Here is a 17023-nt window from a genome sequence, read left to right as displayed (position 1 = left end):
GGCCGGGTCGCCGCTCCCCACTCCTTCCGGAGGGGGAAGCGGCGACCCGGCCGTCGCCGTGTGGGGCCTCAGGGGAACGGGTGCGGGACCCGGCGGATCTCCCCCTCTTCCAGGGCCGTGTCGCGCAGCCCCCCGCGCCGGGCCGCGGTGCGCAGCCGGGGCATGCCGAGCGCCCGCTGCCGGGACCAGCCGAAGTCGATCGGCAGCAGCCCGGGAGCCAGCACGCAGACCGTGCGCAGCCCCATCCGCGACTGCTCGGGCGTGGTCTGGTCGACGACGATGACATCGTGTCCGGCCCGCGCCAACTCGTCACGGCACAGGGCCACATCGTCCGCGAGATCGCCGGTACGCGGCCGGCCGGACGCCTCCCACGACGCGTAGACGTCCGCCATCGGAAGGACCTCACGGGGCTCGTGGTACGGCGTGACATGTGCCGCCATCGCCGGCAGACCGTACAGCTGGGCGTGGTCCTTGAGGTGCAGCACCTTGGTGAAGTCGTCGGCCATCGCCTCCAGTTCACCCTGCCGCTCGCGCACCTGGCCCGGCAGGTGCGGAATGTACGTCAGCACCTCCGACAGGGCGCCCTCCAGAGCGGAGGCGGGGTCCAGCGAGGCGCCGGCGCCGAAGGAGTACAGGCCGGGCCCGCCGTCCCGCCGTACCGCCAGGCCCGTGACCACGGGTACGGCGAGGTCGACGCGGTTGTCGAAGGCGTGCACGTCGTAGCCCTGGAGCCCGGCCCGGTCGATCATGGCGCGGACGGTGGGGTCGCCGACCGTGGCCAGGTCGATCTCCGTCAGCCGGGTGCCGCCGTACCAGGCGAGCAGGAAGGCGTCCCGCTCGATCAGTTCCAGCAGCCCCCCGAGCACGGCCTCCTCCAGGCAGCTGCCGATCGCGCAGCCGTTGGAGCACTCGAAGACGAAGTTGTCCGCCGCGAGACCCGCGCTGTAGTGCACCAGCCGTGCGGGGACCAGCAGTTGACGGTGATCGCGCAGGGAGTAGCCCCACACCCAGGGGATCGGCCGGTCGGCGTCGAACGGGTCGACCATCGGGTCGTCGCGGTAGGTCTCCGGGGCGTAGAAGCCGCAGTCGGCCGGGTTCAGCGCGTCCTCGCCCAGGCTGGTGTACGAGGCGGTGAGCAGCTGCGTGCCGCGCCGCCGATGGGTGCCGGCGTACCGCTCCAGGCCCTCCAGGAACGCCAGGTCGCGACTGGCGGCGAAGCCGTTGGCCTGGCCGCTCCAGGTCACGTCGGTCAGGCCCGCGTAGCCGCGCATGAAGACGCTGCCCGCGACCGGCGCCGTCGTCGGCGAGGTGACGTTGAGCCAGGTTCCCGCGCCCAGCAGGCCGGTGATCGGGTTCGCCAGGGCCGCGGGCGCCAGCGGGTAGGAGGAGGCCGGCCGCAGCCGGTAGCCGTCCGGCGCCGGCTTCGGCCGGCTCACCAGGGCCAGGTCCGCGTCCTGACGGCTGTCCGCCGCGCCGGAACCGCAGTGCGGGCACAGCGGGTCGGCGTACAGCGGGAACGTCCGTACCGTCAGGGTCGCCACGTCCAGGCAGGTCACCTGCGACAGCGCCCGGTCGGCGGGCGTCGGTCCCGGGGGCACCGGAACCGGGTCGCCGACGACGGCCTCGTACAGGGCGTGCACCGCGTCAGCGACGAACGCCGGCTGCTCGGGCCAGTGCGGGGCGAAGCTCCACGGGGTGCCCGTCTCCAGGGCGTCCCGCTCGGTGCGGGACCGCAGCCGCTGCCAGCGCATCGCGAGGCACGTTCCGCAGGCCCGTGACCCGGCGTCCCCTCCCCACGGCCCCACCAGCACTTCACGGGAGGTCATATGGACCAGCGCCGCGGGCCGCGCGGAGGCGTGCGGGTCGTCCCGCACGTCGCGCGCCCCGAGCGGCACCACCACGGGGGCCGGGACCGCGGCGCACCGCTCGGCCAGCGCCGACCCCAGCCGGCGCGCTGCTTCCTGAAGCGGTACGCCGTCCCGAACGGCGGTCGTCGTCATGTGCGGTTGCTCCAGCGGAAGGTCTTCAGGCCGACGGCCGCGAAGACGACGGTGAAGCCGAGCAGCGCGCCGCACCCGACGGCCACGTCGCCGAGGCTGCCGTTGCCGGTCAGGGACGCGGAGACGGCGTCGTTGAAGTAGCGCAGCGGCAGCGCCCGGGAGAGCGTCTGCAGCCAGGACGGCATCATGTCCAGCGGCAGGAACGAGCCGGACAGGAACGCCATCGGCACCATCAGGAAGTTCGCGATGGCGGCCACCGCCTCGGGCGTGTCGGCGTACGAGCCGATGATGACGCCGAGCGACAGGAACGCGGTGATGCCGAACAGCAGCACGGGCAGCGCCAGCGGCCAGCGGGAGTCCAGCTCCAGTCCGAACAGCGGCACCATCGCCACCGCGACGAACACCACGGCCTGGACGACGCCGATGGCGAGCGCCAGCACGTAGCGGGAGGCCAGCACCGTGGGCAGGCTCGTGGGCGTCATCCGGATCAGGCGCAGCAGGTCGTCGCGGCGCCACTGCATCAGGGTGAAGGCGATGCCGAAGACCGCCGCGTTGCCCACGCCCCAGGACATCACACCGGGCGCGATGTACGAGATGTAGGGCCGCCCGGTCTCCTCCACCTCCTGACCGCTGAAGATCAGCCCGAAGACCACCAGGAAGACCAGGGGGAAGGCGAAGGTGAAGAAGAGTGCCGTGGCGTCCCGGACCTGGCCCCGGTAGCCGGCCGCCGTCAGTGCCCCGTATGCGCTCATGCCTGGTGCTCCGTGTTCTGGGTGTGGGGGGTGTTCGGGGAGTGCGGGGTGCCGCCGTCCTCGGCGGCGGCGGTGAGCCGGAGGTAGACGTCCTCGAGCGTGGCCGAGCGGGTCTGCACGCCGTCCAGGCCGCCGAGCGCGTCGAGCGCGGACATCACCTTGCCGGACGCCCGGGTCTCGAGCACGAGACTGCCGCCGCTCAGGACGGCGCGGTCCACGCCCTCGACGGCCTCGGCCTCCGCGACCGTCATCCGGTCCGGGGGCAGCAGCACCGAGGTCGCCGAACCCTGGGAGCCGACCAGGCCGCGCGGGGAGTCCAGCGCGGCGATCCGGCCGTCCACCAGGATCGCCACCCGGTCGCACAGGGCTTCCGCCTCGTCCAGGTGGTGCGTCGTGTAGACGATCGTCCGGCCCGCCTCCTTCAGACCGCGCAGGACCTCCCACAGATCGCGGCGGGCCTGCGGGTCCAGCGCGGCGGTGGGCTCGTCCAGGAAGATCAGCTCGGGGTCGTGGACCAGGGCGGAGGCGATGGCCAGCCGCTGGCGCTGCCCGCCGGAGAGGTCCTCCACACGGCTGTCCCGCTGCCCGGTGAGCGCCACGGCCTCCAACGTCCGCTCGACCGCGGCGCGGTCCGCGCCGTACAGGGCGGCGACCGTCTCCAGGTGCTCCTGTGCCGTCAGACGCACGAAGAAGGCCGAGGACTGGGTCTGGACGCCGAGCCGCGGAAGGAGCGCGACGTTGCGCGGCCAGGGGGAGGTGCCCAGCACACCGACCGTGCCGGAGTCGGCCTGGCGCAGGCCCTCCATGATCTCCACCAGGGTGGTCTTTCCCGCCCCGTTGGGTCCGAGCAGGCCGAAGAACTCGCCCCGTGCCACGCGCAGCGAGACGCCGTCCAGTGCCTGGCGGGTCCCGTAGCGCTTGCTCACCCCCTCGACGTGGATCGCGGCGTCCGCCGCGTGGTTGCCGGGTACCGCCGGCACGGTTTCCGTCTCCGTCATGAACAGCTCCTCGAAACAGGCCCGTCAGGGGGCGAGCAGAACAAGCACGGCCGCCACCGTCGCGGCCGCGATCAGACAGACCAGAACGGACGAGCCGATCCCGTATGCCGTGTACAGAACCCGCGCCCGGCGCGGGTACCCGGCCGCGGCCTTGCGGTCGCGCAGCCGTAGTCGCAGGTAGCGCCCGCTCTCGGGCGCGTACTGGGACACGCCGAGCACGTGGGAGAGCATGGTGTATCCGTCGAGCGGCGGCAGTGGCAGAAGGTTGACCAGTGCCTGAACGCTTCCCAGCAGAAGCAGCCCCGACAGCACCCTGCGGGTGGGGTCGCCCGATTCCAGTGCCGCCCACCACAGGGCGAACGGCAGCAGGAACAGCAGGTTCACGAAGGCGCCGGCCGCGCCGATCACCAGCTGGTGCCACCGGCTGCGCAGGAAGCGGTAGTCGTCCACCCGGCAGTACATGATCGCGGCGGGCAGGCGCCAGCGCAGCCCGATCTCGCTGACCGTGCCGCCGAAGTGCCGGGCCGCGACGCCGTGCGCCAGCTCGTGGCCGCCGGTGCTCAGCCACAGCAGCGTGAACACGCCGATCAACGCCACCGGTTGCTGGAAGAGCCACCAGGTGTCCCGCACGAGCGTGCCGAGTTCGGCGCCCAGGGCGGCCTCCATGGCCAGGCAGAGCGCCAGCAGGGGCAGCAGCACCGGCCCGCGCAGCAGGGGGCGCAGCGTCCGGTGCAGGCGTCCGGTGGTCGCGCCCGCGTCGGCGACGAGGCGCAGGCTGCCACGGTAGAGGTTGCCGGTCAGGGGCGGCCCTGGCGGTGCGGCGGTCACCTCGGGGACGGGCGCCCCGTCGAGCAGCCTCTTGGCGCCGAGCAGTCCGAGCAACTGCCCCCAGTTGGCCTCGCCCAGCCGCCGCCCGAAGGCGGCGGCGTACTCGTCGCCGATCTCCGCGAGGCTCCGCTCCCCGTCCAGCCGGGAGATGAGGAAGTACTCCTTCGGCCCCACCTCGAAGGCGGCACCGCCCGCGGGGTCCTTGATCAGGTGCACGGTGGCCGGGCCGCGCAGCAGGGGCGCGCTGAGCAGGATCTCCGGCCGCAGCCGGGGGCGGTGGGTGAGCACCTCGGCCCGCTCGGGGCTCATGAGGCGGCCTCCGACGTGCTTCTCGCGCCGGCGCGCAGGACCCGCCCGAGAACGTGCGACAGATACGCCTCGTCACGGATCGTCACATGCAGCCGGTTGTTGGTCATGTGCATGTATGGCGACAGCAGCAACGGCAGCGCGACCGCGGGGTCGGTCACCTGCTCGTCGCGGGTGCCGTCCCAGGAGCGGAAGACCAGTTCGCCCCCCTCGGCCAGGGCGACGGCCTTCTCCCGCAGCTCCAGGCAGTGCGCCGCCCAGCCGCGCAGGAAGGCGGGCAGCCGGTCGAGCCGGCCGGCGGCGATCGCCGCGCGTATCTCCTCGAAGCGACGGCCGAGCCGGGGCGCCATCTCGGCGTAGTTGCGGTCGTACTCCGACGAGCCGATGAAGCCGGTGCCGGGGAAGGCGCGGTGCCAGAACTCGTAGTACCGGTCCAGGTAGTCGGCGAGTTCGTCCTCGTCGGGCAGGAAGCAGCCGGCCATGACCATCATGAGCTGCGCCGACGTGCCCAGCAGCACGGTGCGCAGATGCAGGTTCATGGAGCCGAGCGCCTCGATGACCAGGTCGCTGGAGTGCGCGAAGTGCCACTCGGCGAGGGCGACGCCCGCAGGGCCGCCGTACTTGCCGTACTCCGGCTCGTACGGCTCGTAGGAGCGGGAGTTGTTCGGACGCAGCCGCATACGGCCGTCCTCCGCCATGAAGTCGCCGCGATCGCCCTCCGGGAACTCGATCTCGAAGAGCGTGTTGTAGAACTCGTTGAGGAAGCCGGAGTCGACCTCGTACAGCGCCGGCCGGCCGCGCAGGAAGGCGTCGACGGCCTCCTCGGCACGCCGGCGCACCTCGGACGTGGCCTCCTCGGTCACGGGCTTCAGGCGGAGGCGCACATGCGGGCCCTCCAGCCAGTAGTTGATGAAGAAGTGGCCGGCGAGCAGCCCGTCCTCCTTCAGCCCCGCGATCAGCGGTCCGACGCAGTTCACCAGCAGGGGCTGGGGGTTGGCCGCGTAGAAGACGTGCATGGCCTGCCACGCGCCGGGGGAGGGGGTCAGCTCGGACACGGGGCGTTCTCCTCGGTGCTTCGGGTGGCGGTGAAGGTCTCGACGGACAGCTCGGCGACATGGCTGCCCCGCTCGGACACGACGTGCAGACCGTTCTCGGCGGGCAGCATCTCGCGCAGCTCGACCCGGTCCTCCGGCGACTTGACCAGCGCCTCGAACGCGGTCAGCGACAGGAAGCTGTCGAAGTCGAGGTACTGGGGCTTGGCGCCCGCACCGCCCCGGGGGCCGCTGGAGACCGTGGCGAAGACCCGGGCGGGCAGGCCGTGTTCGCGGCGCCAGCGCCGCCAGGCCAGGAACACCTCGTCCTCCGGGGTGCCGGCGGGACGGATCGGCAGCGACGCCGCGGTGGTGGACCAGCCGCGCCGGGCCAGCACGAGGTCCCCGTGCCGGACGCGGGGGCGGCGGGTGACGCCCTGGTGCGCCGGGCCGTGCGGGACACCGGCCCAGACGTCCAGCGGCGCCATCGACGTCGGCGACAGCAGCAGCAGCGTGCGCGGCGTCTCCGGCAGGGCGAGCGGCACCAGGTACCCCAGGTAGACGGGGATGACCTCGCAGTCGAGCCGCGTGGAGCGCAGTACCAGGCGGTCCTCGGCCTCGTCGTGCTCCAGGTACAGATCGTCCAGGTGGATGCGCTGGTCCTCGGGGACACTGCTCGACTCGCCGGGGCACACGATCTGGTAGTCGGTGAGGCGTCCGTGCAGATTGAGGTTGCTGGTGACGGGGCCGCCGGTCAGTTCGGCGAGGACGGCACCCGGCGGGGTGAGCCGCGCGGCCTGCTCCCGCAACTGGTCCGACACCGCGGGTCCGGGGCCGTCGTCCCAGACGTGTGTGAAGCGGCTGAAGGGGAACGACAGTCCGCCGTAGGAGCGGTTGAGCACCAGGAGCCGCTCGCCGTCCTCGGCGGTGACCTGGAGGTGGTGGCTCTGCGGGGTGAACGGCAAGTCCAGGCCGTCGAGTTCGGCCGCGACCTCGGCGAGGTGACCGTCCTCCAGGACGACGTCGTCCTCCTCGGAGTGCTGCGCCCACAACGCGCGCATCCGGCCGATGAACGCCTGCCGTCCCCGGTCCAGGGCCTTGATCCCGCTGAGCCCGAGCCAGTTCTCCTCCGGCACGTAGTCGCCCTTCGCGTCGAAGGGGACGCGCTTGGAGCTGAAGGAGAGGTACTGGTCGAAGAAGTCCTCGTGGAAGTCGTGCACGAGGCCCAGCAGGTCCTCGCAGCGTCCGCCCTTGCCGTAGCGGGCGAGGAAGAAGCCCTTGAACGTGACCCGCTGGGGCAGGGTCAGGTCGAACGCGGGCAGGATCCGCTCCACGGAACGCAGCGCCCCGCCGTCCGCGCCGGTCCAGGAGCCCAGCCCGCACGACACGTCGTCGCCCGCGTCGGCGTCCTCGTAGAGCAGGGTCTGCGGCAGGGCCACGTCGACAGCGCCCAGCAGCCGCTGCGCGTCGCCCAGGGAGCCCCGCAGCCGTCGGAGCAGCCGACCGCGCTCCGCGGTGTCCGCCTGCGGATAGGTGTCGATCAGCGAGGCCGCGGTGTCGAGTTCCGCGGCGAGCTCCGCCGCCCAGGGCCGGTCCAGCGCCCGCAGGGCGTCCTGGAAGGCGCGCAGCGGGTCGGAGGTGTGCACATCGGTGTCCAGGCACGGCACACGGATCATGCCGAGTTGCAGGAGCGCCGAGACGTACGACTCCCCGAGCCGGGCGTCCGCCCCGTACTCGGCGCACAGCCAGTCGACCAACTCGCCGTGACGGAGGTCCCGTTCACTCAGCAGGGCGATCAGCCGGTCCAGCGTCCCGCTGCGGCGCAGGAAGAACAGCCGGTCCTTGACGGCGTCGAAGGTGACCGCCGCGTCGTCGTCGCCGGTGGTCACCCAGCGGCGCACGTAGCGCACCCGGTGGTCGTCACTGCCCCAGCCCGACGCGAGCCGGACCGGGAGGTCGGCACGCAGGGTGGGGGAGGCGAGGATCTGCTCCGCGAACCGGGCCAGCACCACCACGTTCAGCCGCACCCGGCCCCGCCATTCGGCGCGAAGACGCATCGAGGGGTCGTCGCCGTCGCCGAAGGTGCCCAGGGCGACGCCTGTGAACGTGCTGAACGGACTGGTCTTGCACGCCGTCCGGTACAGGTACGACAGCACCGACCGCTCGATCTTCCGCAGCCGCTTGTCGGGGCGCGTTTCCGCGCCGAGGCGGACGTACGGCTCCAGCCGTCCTTCCAGCGTCGGCGACGCCAGCAGCAGCCCGTCGCGCAGCCGGTCCTCCTCCAGCAGCCTTCGCAACACGCTGCGCGTTTCGGCGAGTTCACCGCCGAGCAGCTCGGCACCGCGCCGGTGCAGCTCGTCCAGTTCGCGCCGTGCTTCGAGCCACTCCCGGGTCCGTCCGGCCACGGCCGGGTCCAGCGCCTCGATCAGGCCGAGCGCGGAGGCGTCCCCCTTCGGCAGGCGGTTGTTGAAGATGTCCCGGCGCAGCGAGAGCAGGTGACGGCGTCGCCCGCCCTCGTCCTCGGGGAAGGCCCGCTCGGCGGCCGGCACGAGCGCGTGGAGCACGTCGCTCAGTTCCCGGCCCCGCTCCAGCAGGCCCTCCTCGGCGGACAGGACGTCGTCGGCCCAGCGGACGCTGTCCGGGCAGCGCAGGTCGCGGACCGTCTCGATGGGCAGGCCGGCCACGCGCAGCAGGAAACGCCGGCCGGGCCGCCAACTCGTTGTCGGTGTCATGGCAGCTCCCGGTCAGGCGATGTCGGAGCGGAAGTCGGCGGGGTGCGGCCGCTCGTTGCCGAGCAGCATGATCAGCAGCGGTGCTTCCCCGGTGTCCTCCAGGCCGAGTTCCTCGACGTAGGAGATGTTGTCGAAGCCGAGGGCGACACCCGCGCCGAGCCCGAGTGCGGCCGAGGCGGTGTAGAAGGTCTGCGCGATCGCGCCGACCGTGGCGTTGACCAGCCGGTAACCCCGGTCGCCCACGGCGTCGAGGACCGCCGTCGTGCGCAGCGTGGGCACGATGACGGCGCCGGTCTGCTCGAGGTTGTAGTTGGACAGGAAGTAGTTCTTCTGGAGGAACGCGCCCGGGGCGCCGGGCGTGACCAGTCGCAGTGTGTGCGTGTCGGGTTCGTAGGCGTACGCGCCGGGCTCGACGCCCTCGACGTGGTTCACGAAGGCGTACAGCCGGGCCTGCCGGGGAGTGCCCTCGGGCTCCGCCTCACTGCCGATCCGTGTCTCGGCGCAGGCGGCGAGCGTGGTCGCCAGCTGCGCCGCGGTCACCGGGACGGTCGCGTCGAAGCGGCCGAAGCTGCTGCGCCGTGTGCGCAGTGCCGTACGCACGTCCACCTCGGGGAACGCGGCGGGCGGCAGCACGACCGGCTCCGTGGAACCGGCCGGGGCGGCTGGCGCGGACTCGTCGAGCGCGCCCGGCGCGGGGCGGTCGGTCGCGTGCTCCGCCGTGGCGCGGTGGATGTGCCGTAGCGTCTCGAAGTCGAGGACGGTGCGGGACCGTTCGCGGTCCCGCCGGCGCACGGCCGCACCCGGTGTCGCCGGGGCGTCCGGCGCGGCCCCAGGGGTGTCCCAGACCAGCGGTACGACGGCGAACAGCCCCTCCTCGTCCTCGGCCAGGCCCAGCAGGTCGGCCAGCCGTGCCTCGTCGAACCACAGGGCCGGTGCCAGCCGCAGGCCACGGGCGCGCGCCCAGATCTGCCAGGTCTGCAGCAGCGCGCCCACGTCCATGCTCACGGCGTGGAACGAGAAGCTGTTGTACTTGAACGAGTTCTGCCAGTACTTGACGCCGAGCACGAGGTACTGGTCCGTCGTCTCGCCGTGCTCCCCGAGCGCGGCGCGCACCTCGCCGCTGACGTCGCCCGCCAGCAGCCGCTGCAGGGAGTGCTGCAGCGGGGAGTAGTAGTGCACACCTGGGGTGAGGGGTCCCGACGGGCCCGACACCCAGTACACGCTCACCGGGTACAGGCCGCCGCCGGAGGCGGTGCCCCGCGACCAGTTGGCGTGCGTGTAGTGGGGCAGGGCGCCGAGGTCGGTGTTGGCCTGGACGGCCAGCCGCCTTCCGACCAGTCCGTAGGAGTCCAGCAGCATGCCGGACAGCAGGGGCAGGGTGAAGGGCTCCGCCGCGGCCGCGGTGCCGTCGGGCAGGCAGCCGGCCGTCACCGTGGCCTGCGCGGGGTAGGACACCTCGGGGAGCGGGAAGGACTCGGCACCCGGGTAGTACTTCGCCTTGCGGGGCCGGTCGGCCCAGTCGGGCACGAAGTCGGCCGGCTCCATCGGGATACGGCCCCGGTGCATGATGGCCGTCGCGTAGTCATGGGCGTAGCCCACGGAAGTCTCCTCTTGTGTGGCGTGGGGGCGGGGAGCTGTGCGGGTGGGTGCGGTCACGGGAACGGGTGCGGGGCCGGGTTGAGGTCGGCCGCCTCCAGGTCCCGTTCGCGCAGCCCCGCCTCGCGCAGGGCGGTGCGCAGCCTGGGCATGCCGAGGGCACGCTGCCGCGACCAGCCGAAGTCGATCGGCAGCAGACCGGGGACGAGCACGCTGAACGTGTGCAGCCCCAGCAGCCGCTGCTCGGGCAGGGTCTGGTCGACGACGACCACGTCGAACCCGGCGGCGACGACCGCGGCGACACAGCGCTCCAGGTCGTCCCGCAGGTCGGACGAGGCCGACGCGCCGGAGTCGTCCGGCCACCCGAGGTCCCCGACCGCGCGCGGCGGCCCCGCGGACGGGGCGCGCAGCAGGAAGTCCGCGTGGACGCCCATCTCGGGGATGCCGTAGACCAGCGGATGGTCGTGCAGCGCGGTCACCCGCGAGAAGTCCTCCGCCATGGCGCGCAGTCTGGCCTCGTCGCGCTCGGAACGGCCCTGCAGATTGACCGCGTCGGTGGCGATCTCGCACAGCGCCGAGTCCAGCGCGGACTCGGGGTCGAGTCCGGCTCCCGCGCCGAAGCACATCCGGCCCAGGCCGCCGTCCAGCCGCTCCGCGACACCGGTGACGACCGGGATCGGGAACGTGATGCGGGTGTCGAAGAACCGGGCCCGGTAGCCGTACATCGCCAGCCGGTCCACCATGTGCCGGGTGGCGGGACGGGTGCTCGTGGCGGGGTCGATCTCCGGCAGCGGCTGCCGCCCGCACCAGGTGAGCAGGAAGGCGTCCCGTTCGACGACCTCCATCAGGCCGAAGTAGACGGCCTCCTCCGCGCAGCCGCCCGACGCGCAGCCGTTGGAGCTCTCCTGGACGAACCGGTTCTCCAGACCCGGCGCGTGGTAGTACGTCAGGATCTCGGGCACCAGGCGCGGCTCCTGGTCGCGCAGGGAGTAGCCCCACACCCAGGGGATCTCGCGGTCCGGGGCGAAGCGCACGACGTGCGGGTTCTCCCGGTGGAAGGCGTCTGAGTAGAGCCCCACGCGCCTCGGGTCGACCGCGTCGGCGCCGAACTCGTCGAGCGTCCCGGTCACCGTCGTGCGCTTGCCGCGCGCCCGCATGCCCGCGTACCGCTCCAGCCCCTCGAGGACCCCGATGCGCGCCGAGGTGCCGAAGGAACCCGCGTGCCCGCCCCAGAAGGTCTCGCGCAGGTACTCGCCGGAGCGCATCGAGAAGCAGCCGATGGTCGCCGAGGTCGACGTGGACGAGACGTCATGGACGACGGACGGGCCGAGGGCACCGCACACCGGGTTGGCGAAGGCCGCCACGTCGATGTCGTACTCCTCGATCCCGCGCAGCCGGAACGTGCCCGGCGCGTGCTTCGGAGCGGCTCCCAGGGTGACGACGGCGCCCTCGGGCGAGTCGGGCACGGGCCGGGAGCAGGCCGGGCACTGGGGGTCGGGGACGAGGGGGTAGCGGCGGACAGACAGTGTCTCCAGGTCCATCACATGGACGTCCGGGAACGGCTCGCGCACCGGGTGTTCCCGCGCCTGTCCCACCAGCGAGGCGAGTGCCTCGGCGGCGAACGGGACGGCGTACGGCCACGGGCCCGACTCGTGGGTGGCGCCGCCCAGTTCGAGGGCGTCGCGCAGCGCCACCGAGCGGACCGCCTGCCAGCGCCGGGTCAGGCACCGCGGGCACGGCGACACGCCCTCGACGCTGAGGGGGCCCACGACGGCCTGCCGCGCGTACAGATGCACCGGGACCGTCCCCGGCGCGTGCGGGCCGTGCCCTTCGGTGAACGCGTCGCCGAAGCCCAGCGCGCTCACCGACACGGCGATGTCGCCGTGGCCCTGGTCCTCCAGCGCCGTCCGCAGCAGCCCGGTCAGGAGCCGCACCGGACTCGGCACGGGAGCCGCCGGCGCGGTGGCCGGCCTGTCCGTGGTGCTAACCGACACGCCGCGCCTCCGACGTCAGCAGGACGCGCACCACGTGGACACCGGCGCGCTCCAGGTCCACGGAGCCCGTCCGCACCACCAGGGCGTCACGACCCTGTTTGCCGAGCCGGCCCAGCACGTCCGCCCACGACGGCGCGTCCGTGCCCTCGACGGCCACGGTCCCGGAGACGGCCAGCGCACGCGGGTCGAAGTCGCTGAGCAGCGGGTCCCCGTACGAGGTCCCCTCCGAGAGCCCCTGCTGCTCCAGCTGGACCTCGCCCAGCAGGTCCCGCAGCGCCGCCGAGGCCGCGGCCGGGTACGACAGCTCCGCGGCCACCGACCAGCGGGCCCCGGCCCGGGCCAGGACCACGGCCACGCCCGAGCGCTCCCGCTCCCCGAGGTCCAGCAGCTCCGCCTCGACGCCGAGATTGGCGGCGGAGCGCAGCAGGAAGGTGAGTTCGGGGTCGGAGTCGGCGGGAACGGTGACGGCGGGCACCCCGGCGCCGCGCATCGCGTGCTGCAGGGCGTCGTAGGCCAGGGCCGACAGGACGCCCCGCGCGGCGGCGTCGGTGGCGCTCGCGCCCGCCCTCATGCCGGCGCCCGTCGCCTCGAAGAGCCGGTCGCGGTTGCCGGTGCCGAACGGACGGACCGCCTCGCCCGGCACCAGGAACCGCTCCTTGGTGAGCAGCGAGGTGGCGGCGACCCGGCCGCGAACCTCGGCCCGCGCGTCGCCGATGCCGGTCCATGTGCCGAACACCGTCGGGGCCAGGGCGACGGCCGCCTCCGGCGCGGCGGCGCCGCGCTGCGGGACGACGTGCTCGGCGTAGGTCTCGGCGGCTCGGTGCAGGGCCCGCAGCCGGGCGCCCGCCACATGGTGGACGTCGGCGGCGGCGACCCGGCGGGTGTGACCGTGGCCGAGGCCGAGCTCCACGACGCTCAGCTTGAGCGGCGTCTGCGTGATGCCCTCGTCGTCGTAGCGGCTGAACACACCGGCGTGCGGCCGCAGCAGCACCGAGCGGCGGTTCAGCTCCTCCACGAGGGCGTCCGCCTCACGGGCGGTGTCGACGGTGGGCAGCGCGAGCGCGCCGTCGCCGAGGGTGTCCGCGCCCGCGAGGTCGATCTCGGGGGAGTCCGCCGCGGCCTCGTCCGCGCACCACGTGCACCGGGGGTGCGGGAGCAGCGGCTCAGCGGTGACGTCGAGCGACTCCAGGTCCTGGATGATCAGCTGTCCGGCCGTCTCGGCGGGCAGCGCCCCCGTCGCCGTCTTGAACACCTCGTAGCCCAGCAGGTTGCCGAGCATCGCAGCGAGCGGCCGGCCGGGGTGGGCTCCGGGGACCGGTGCGTCAGCCGACGGGTCCAGGGCGAGGGAGGCCCACACGTCCGCGGCCCGCGCGGCGCCGGCGCCCGCTCCCAGACGCAGTACGGCGCACGACCAGCACCCCGTGGTCTGCGCCGACATCGACGGACCGACGACCGCGTGGCCACCGAACGACCAGGCCGGGATCAGGGTGCGCCCCGCGGGGACCCCGGCGCGCAGCAGCGGGAACACGACGCGGGCAGCGTCGGGTCCGCCGGTGACGAGGACGACGTCGTAGCCCTCGACGTCGGCCCAGGTCAGTGGCGTGCGCGAGGCCCCGGACGCGGCGAGTTCGCGGATGTCGACGGGGCAGCCGTCGGCGCCGGCGGCCGCCGCCTCGTCGGTGATCCCGTCCAGGTCGAGCTCCGGCAGGACGCCGACCGCGGCGCTGCCGTTGCGGATCAGGCTCAGCACGCACCAGCGGGCCACGAGGTCACTGCCGAGGACGGCCACCCGCGTGTCGCGGAAGCGCTGGAAGCGGCGCGCGGCGTCGTCGGCGTAGTGCTCGGCGTACGCGATCTGGGCCGCGTAGCGACGCGCCACGTCGTCGGACGGTTCCGGTCCGTCGAACGCCTCCGGCGAGGGTCTTGACGGGACGTCGCGGGCGAACCCCCGCTCGTACAGGGTGCCGACGAGTTCGCCGACCATCGCACGCTGACGGTCTCCGAAGCCCGTGCAGATCTCGGCGACCGTGTTCTCGCCGTCGAAGTGCGGCACGAGCAGGGTGGCGAAGCGGTAGGCCGACTTGGCCGTCAGACGGAAGCCGCCGTCGGCGTTGTGGAACAGGACGCCGTCGGGGGTCTCGGTGAACAGGACGTCGCGCCGGATGCGGGGGCGGGAGGCTGCGACGGCTTCGTACCGTGCGGAAGGCATGCTGATGTCACCTCTGGATGGGGGGCCGGTGGGAGAAGTGGCCGAGCGGTGGTGTGTCGAGGTCAGCCGCGGGTCGGCACGGTGCCGCTGCGGATCGTGGACGGGGTGGTCCCGAGCTGACGCGCGTAGATTTTGAGCAGTTCGTGGATGCGGTAGGGCTTGGGCGGCCCTTCCTCGACGAAGCCGGCGTCCGCCAGCCTCTCGAGGACCTCGTCCGAGACGTCCACGACATCGGGGATGCCCGCGACGCCCGGATCGGCGGTCGGGGCGTCGTGGCGCTCCGCGGCCAGCCGCAGGAACGCCTCCCTCAGGTCGGGGCTCAGCCGGAGCAGGGCCGCCTCGAACACGAGGGGTACGGACATCAGCGGCTCGTCCGCCAGGGAGAGCCTGGCAGGCAGGTCGGCGGCCAGCCAGAAGGCGCAGTCGCCGATGCCGAGCCCGGGGCGCGTCAGCAGGCGTGCCGCGGCGATCCGCAGGCTCAGGGGGAAGTGGCCGCAGAGCCGGGCCAGTTCACGGGCGGCCTCGGGCTCGTCGGCCACCCGCTCGGCGCCCAGAGTGGCGATCAGCAGCTGACGCGACTCCTCCGGGGCGAGCGTGTCCAGGCGGTGCACGACCCCGCCATGGGTGGCGATCAGACCGGCGAGTCCGCGCCGGCTGGTCACCACCGCGACGCCCTGGCCGGGGGAGGGGAGCAGGGGGCGTATCTGCTCCGCGCTCACCGCGTCGTCGAGGATGAGCAGATGGCGTCCGCCGCCGTTCGCGGGCAGTTGGGCCCGCGCCTCGGCGGCGTCGCGCGGGCTGCCGTCGGCACGGGTCATGCCCAGTGTGAAGCAGCCGCCGGGAAAGGCGTCCTGGGACAGGTGGGCGGCCTGGAGGGCGAGCGCGGTCTTGCCGATCCCGGGGGCACCGGAGATCACCACCGGCCCGGCCCCCGGATTCTCGCAGGTCAACGCGCGTTGCATGGCGGCGAGTTGCGCGGTGCGTCCGGTGAAGCAGGGGACGGGCGCGACCGTGGCGCCCGGCGGCTTCGCCGTGGACAGGGGCGGACGGCCGGGGGGCGCCGAGGCCGTCTCCGGAGGAGAGGCGGGCGCCGGGGAGGCGGGGAGCTGAGCCGCCGCGGCGGCCGGCACCGGGAGTAACGCGACGGGCGCCGTGGCGCCCGGCGTACCCGTGCCGCCCGCGGGGAGCGCCGCCTTCGCGGCGGTCCGTGCCTGGATCGCGGGGACCGCGCGGGCCGGCGGGGTGCCGAGTTCCTCGCCGCGGAGGATCGCCAGTTCCAGGCGCTGCAACGGAGCGCCCGGGTCGATCCCGAACTGCTCCTTGAGCCGCTCCTTGACGGCCCGGATCTCCGCAAGGGCCTCGGTCTGGCGCCCGGTTCGGTAGAGGGCCTCGATCAACTGCTCGGAGAAGCGCTCCCTCTCCGGGTGGCGTCTCGCCGCGTCCCAGACGTCCGACAGCACCTCGCGACATCGTCCGCGCGCCAGTTCGATGTCACAGAGGCGCTCCAGCGCCCGCAGGCGCTCCTCGCTGAGCCGGGGCGCCTCGTCGCGGTGGAGCATGTGCGACGAGACGTTCGCCAGCACCGGTCCGTGCCAGAGGGAGAGCGCCTCCCTGAGCACGTAGGTCTCGGTCTCGGCGTCGCCGACGGAGTCCGCCGAGCGCACGAGTTCGCGGAACCGGACGAGGTCGAGGCTCTCGCGGTCCATGCGCATGCGGTACCCGCCGGGAACCGCCTCGATCGCGTCGTTCGCGATCCCGTACTTCGCGAAGATCCGCCGCAGCCGCAGGACGCAGCTCTGCAGGGCGGCTCGCGCCGTGGCGGGGGGCTCGGTGTCCCAGACGGCACGCACCAGGTACTCGGTCGACACGGCCGCGCCGGAGTGGATGAGCAGTGCCGCCAGCAGGCTCGTCGGCTTCGACGGCTGCAAGACGGCGGCGTGCTCGCCATCGGCGATGCTGAGCAGCCCTAGCAGCTGGAACCGCATCCTGTTCATCGCTCCGTTTTGTTTGCTGACGGCACGGGGCGGCGGCTGATCGAGCTCGCTGCCGTGACCGACAGGAATACGAATGCAAAGGTTGGGGGGTAACGGACTACTACTATTCAACGCTCTTCGGCAGCGGCCATCCGGCCCCTTTTTGGGAGTGCCTTACATGCAGGTGCCAGCGGATACCTTAGTGATGACTCGGAGCTAAGTCGATCCCCGGGTTAGAGAATTTTAAGTGGGCGCCTGATTTACTCCGCATTCCCTTGAATGCTGCACTTGGTCTGTTTGTCCAGCGTGTCGCGGTGGTAGCGAACTGTGCTGGTGGAGGGGGGAGTTCCGGGCGACTCCGTCCCTAGGGTACGAGCGGGTTCCCACCCTAGGATGCGCTCTCGGCGCTCGCCCGCCGGGTCCGGAGAGCCGCTTCTTCTTGGTCGATTTCGCTGCGCGGGCGCCTGGGTGGCCCGTACACCGACGGTGGAGTCGCGCATCCTAGGAACGTGAATATGTCTCTGCTTTATTGCTGCGGTGATCGTGCGCCGGCATTGTGTGCGGCGAATTGGCCGTGGGTTACTTGGAGTAGCAAAGTCCGTCG

General features: G+C 72.9%; 10 protein-coding genes. All 10 read right to left on the bottom strand.

Going from position 1 to position 17023, the window contains the following annotated elements; all coding sequences use genetic code 11:
* Positions 1-68: 68 nt before the first annotated feature.
* Positions 69-2000, bottom strand: a complete 1932-nt coding sequence (locus ACWCPM_RS17885) for a TOMM precursor leader peptide-binding protein (RefSeq protein ID WP_450977133.1) — start codon at positions 1998-2000, stop codon at positions 69-71.
* Positions 1997-2752 (bottom strand): ABC transporter permease, encoded by a 756-nt coding sequence (locus ACWCPM_RS17880; RefSeq protein WP_450977132.1) that lies wholly within the window; start codon positions 2750-2752, stop codon positions 1997-1999. The genes ACWCPM_RS17885 and ACWCPM_RS17880 overlap by 4 nt, the downstream gene beginning before the upstream one ends.
* Positions 2749-3750 (bottom strand): ABC transporter ATP-binding protein, encoded by a 1002-nt coding sequence (locus tag ACWCPM_RS17875; protein ID WP_450977131.1) that lies wholly within the window; start codon positions 3748-3750, stop codon positions 2749-2751. The genes ACWCPM_RS17880 and ACWCPM_RS17875 overlap by 4 nt, the downstream gene beginning before the upstream one ends.
* A gap of 24 nt (positions 3751-3774) precedes the next feature.
* Positions 3775-4887 carry a peptidase M50 gene (locus tag ACWCPM_RS17870; RefSeq protein ID WP_450977130.1) on the bottom strand — a complete coding sequence of 371 codons (1113 nt, stop codon included), beginning with the start codon at positions 4885-4887 and terminating at the stop codon, positions 3775-3777.
* Positions 4884-5900 (bottom strand): lantibiotic dehydratase C-terminal domain-containing protein, encoded by a 1017-nt coding sequence (locus ACWCPM_RS17865; protein ID WP_450977174.1) that lies wholly within the window; start codon positions 5898-5900, stop codon positions 4884-4886. The genes ACWCPM_RS17870 and ACWCPM_RS17865 overlap by 4 nt, the downstream gene beginning before the upstream one ends.
* A 26-nt stretch (positions 5901-5926) precedes the next feature.
* On the bottom strand, positions 5927-8647 hold the full coding sequence (locus ACWCPM_RS17860; protein ID WP_450977129.1) for a lantibiotic dehydratase: 2721 nt from the start codon (positions 8645-8647) through the stop codon (positions 5927-5929).
* Between the two features lie 12 nt (positions 8648-8659).
* Complete coding sequence (locus ACWCPM_RS17855; protein ID WP_450977128.1) at positions 8660-10246, bottom strand: SagB family peptide dehydrogenase; 1587 nt, start codon at positions 10244-10246, stop codon at positions 8660-8662.
* 53 nt (positions 10247-10299) lie between these two features.
* Positions 10300-12237, bottom strand: a complete 1938-nt coding sequence (locus ACWCPM_RS17850; protein WP_450977127.1) for a TOMM precursor leader peptide-binding protein — start codon at positions 12235-12237, stop codon at positions 10300-10302.
* Entirely contained in the window at positions 12227-14446 is a 2220-nt protein-coding gene (locus ACWCPM_RS17845; protein WP_450977126.1) for a TOMM precursor leader peptide-binding protein, read from the bottom strand. Before ACWCPM_RS17845 ends, ACWCPM_RS17850 begins: the two co-directional genes overlap by 11 nt.
* Before the next feature lie 62 nt (positions 14447-14508).
* Positions 14509-16440 (bottom strand): BTAD domain-containing putative transcriptional regulator, encoded by a 1932-nt coding sequence (locus ACWCPM_RS17840; RefSeq protein ID WP_450977125.1) that lies wholly within the window; start codon positions 16438-16440, stop codon positions 14509-14511.
* Positions 16441-17023 lie beyond the last annotated feature (583 nt).

The sequence above is a fragment of the Streptomyces sp. NPDC002309 genome, from assembly GCF_053593375.1.
The sequence above is the reverse complement of the archived record's forward strand: the minus strand, read 5'-3'. Positions and strand labels throughout refer to the sequence as shown.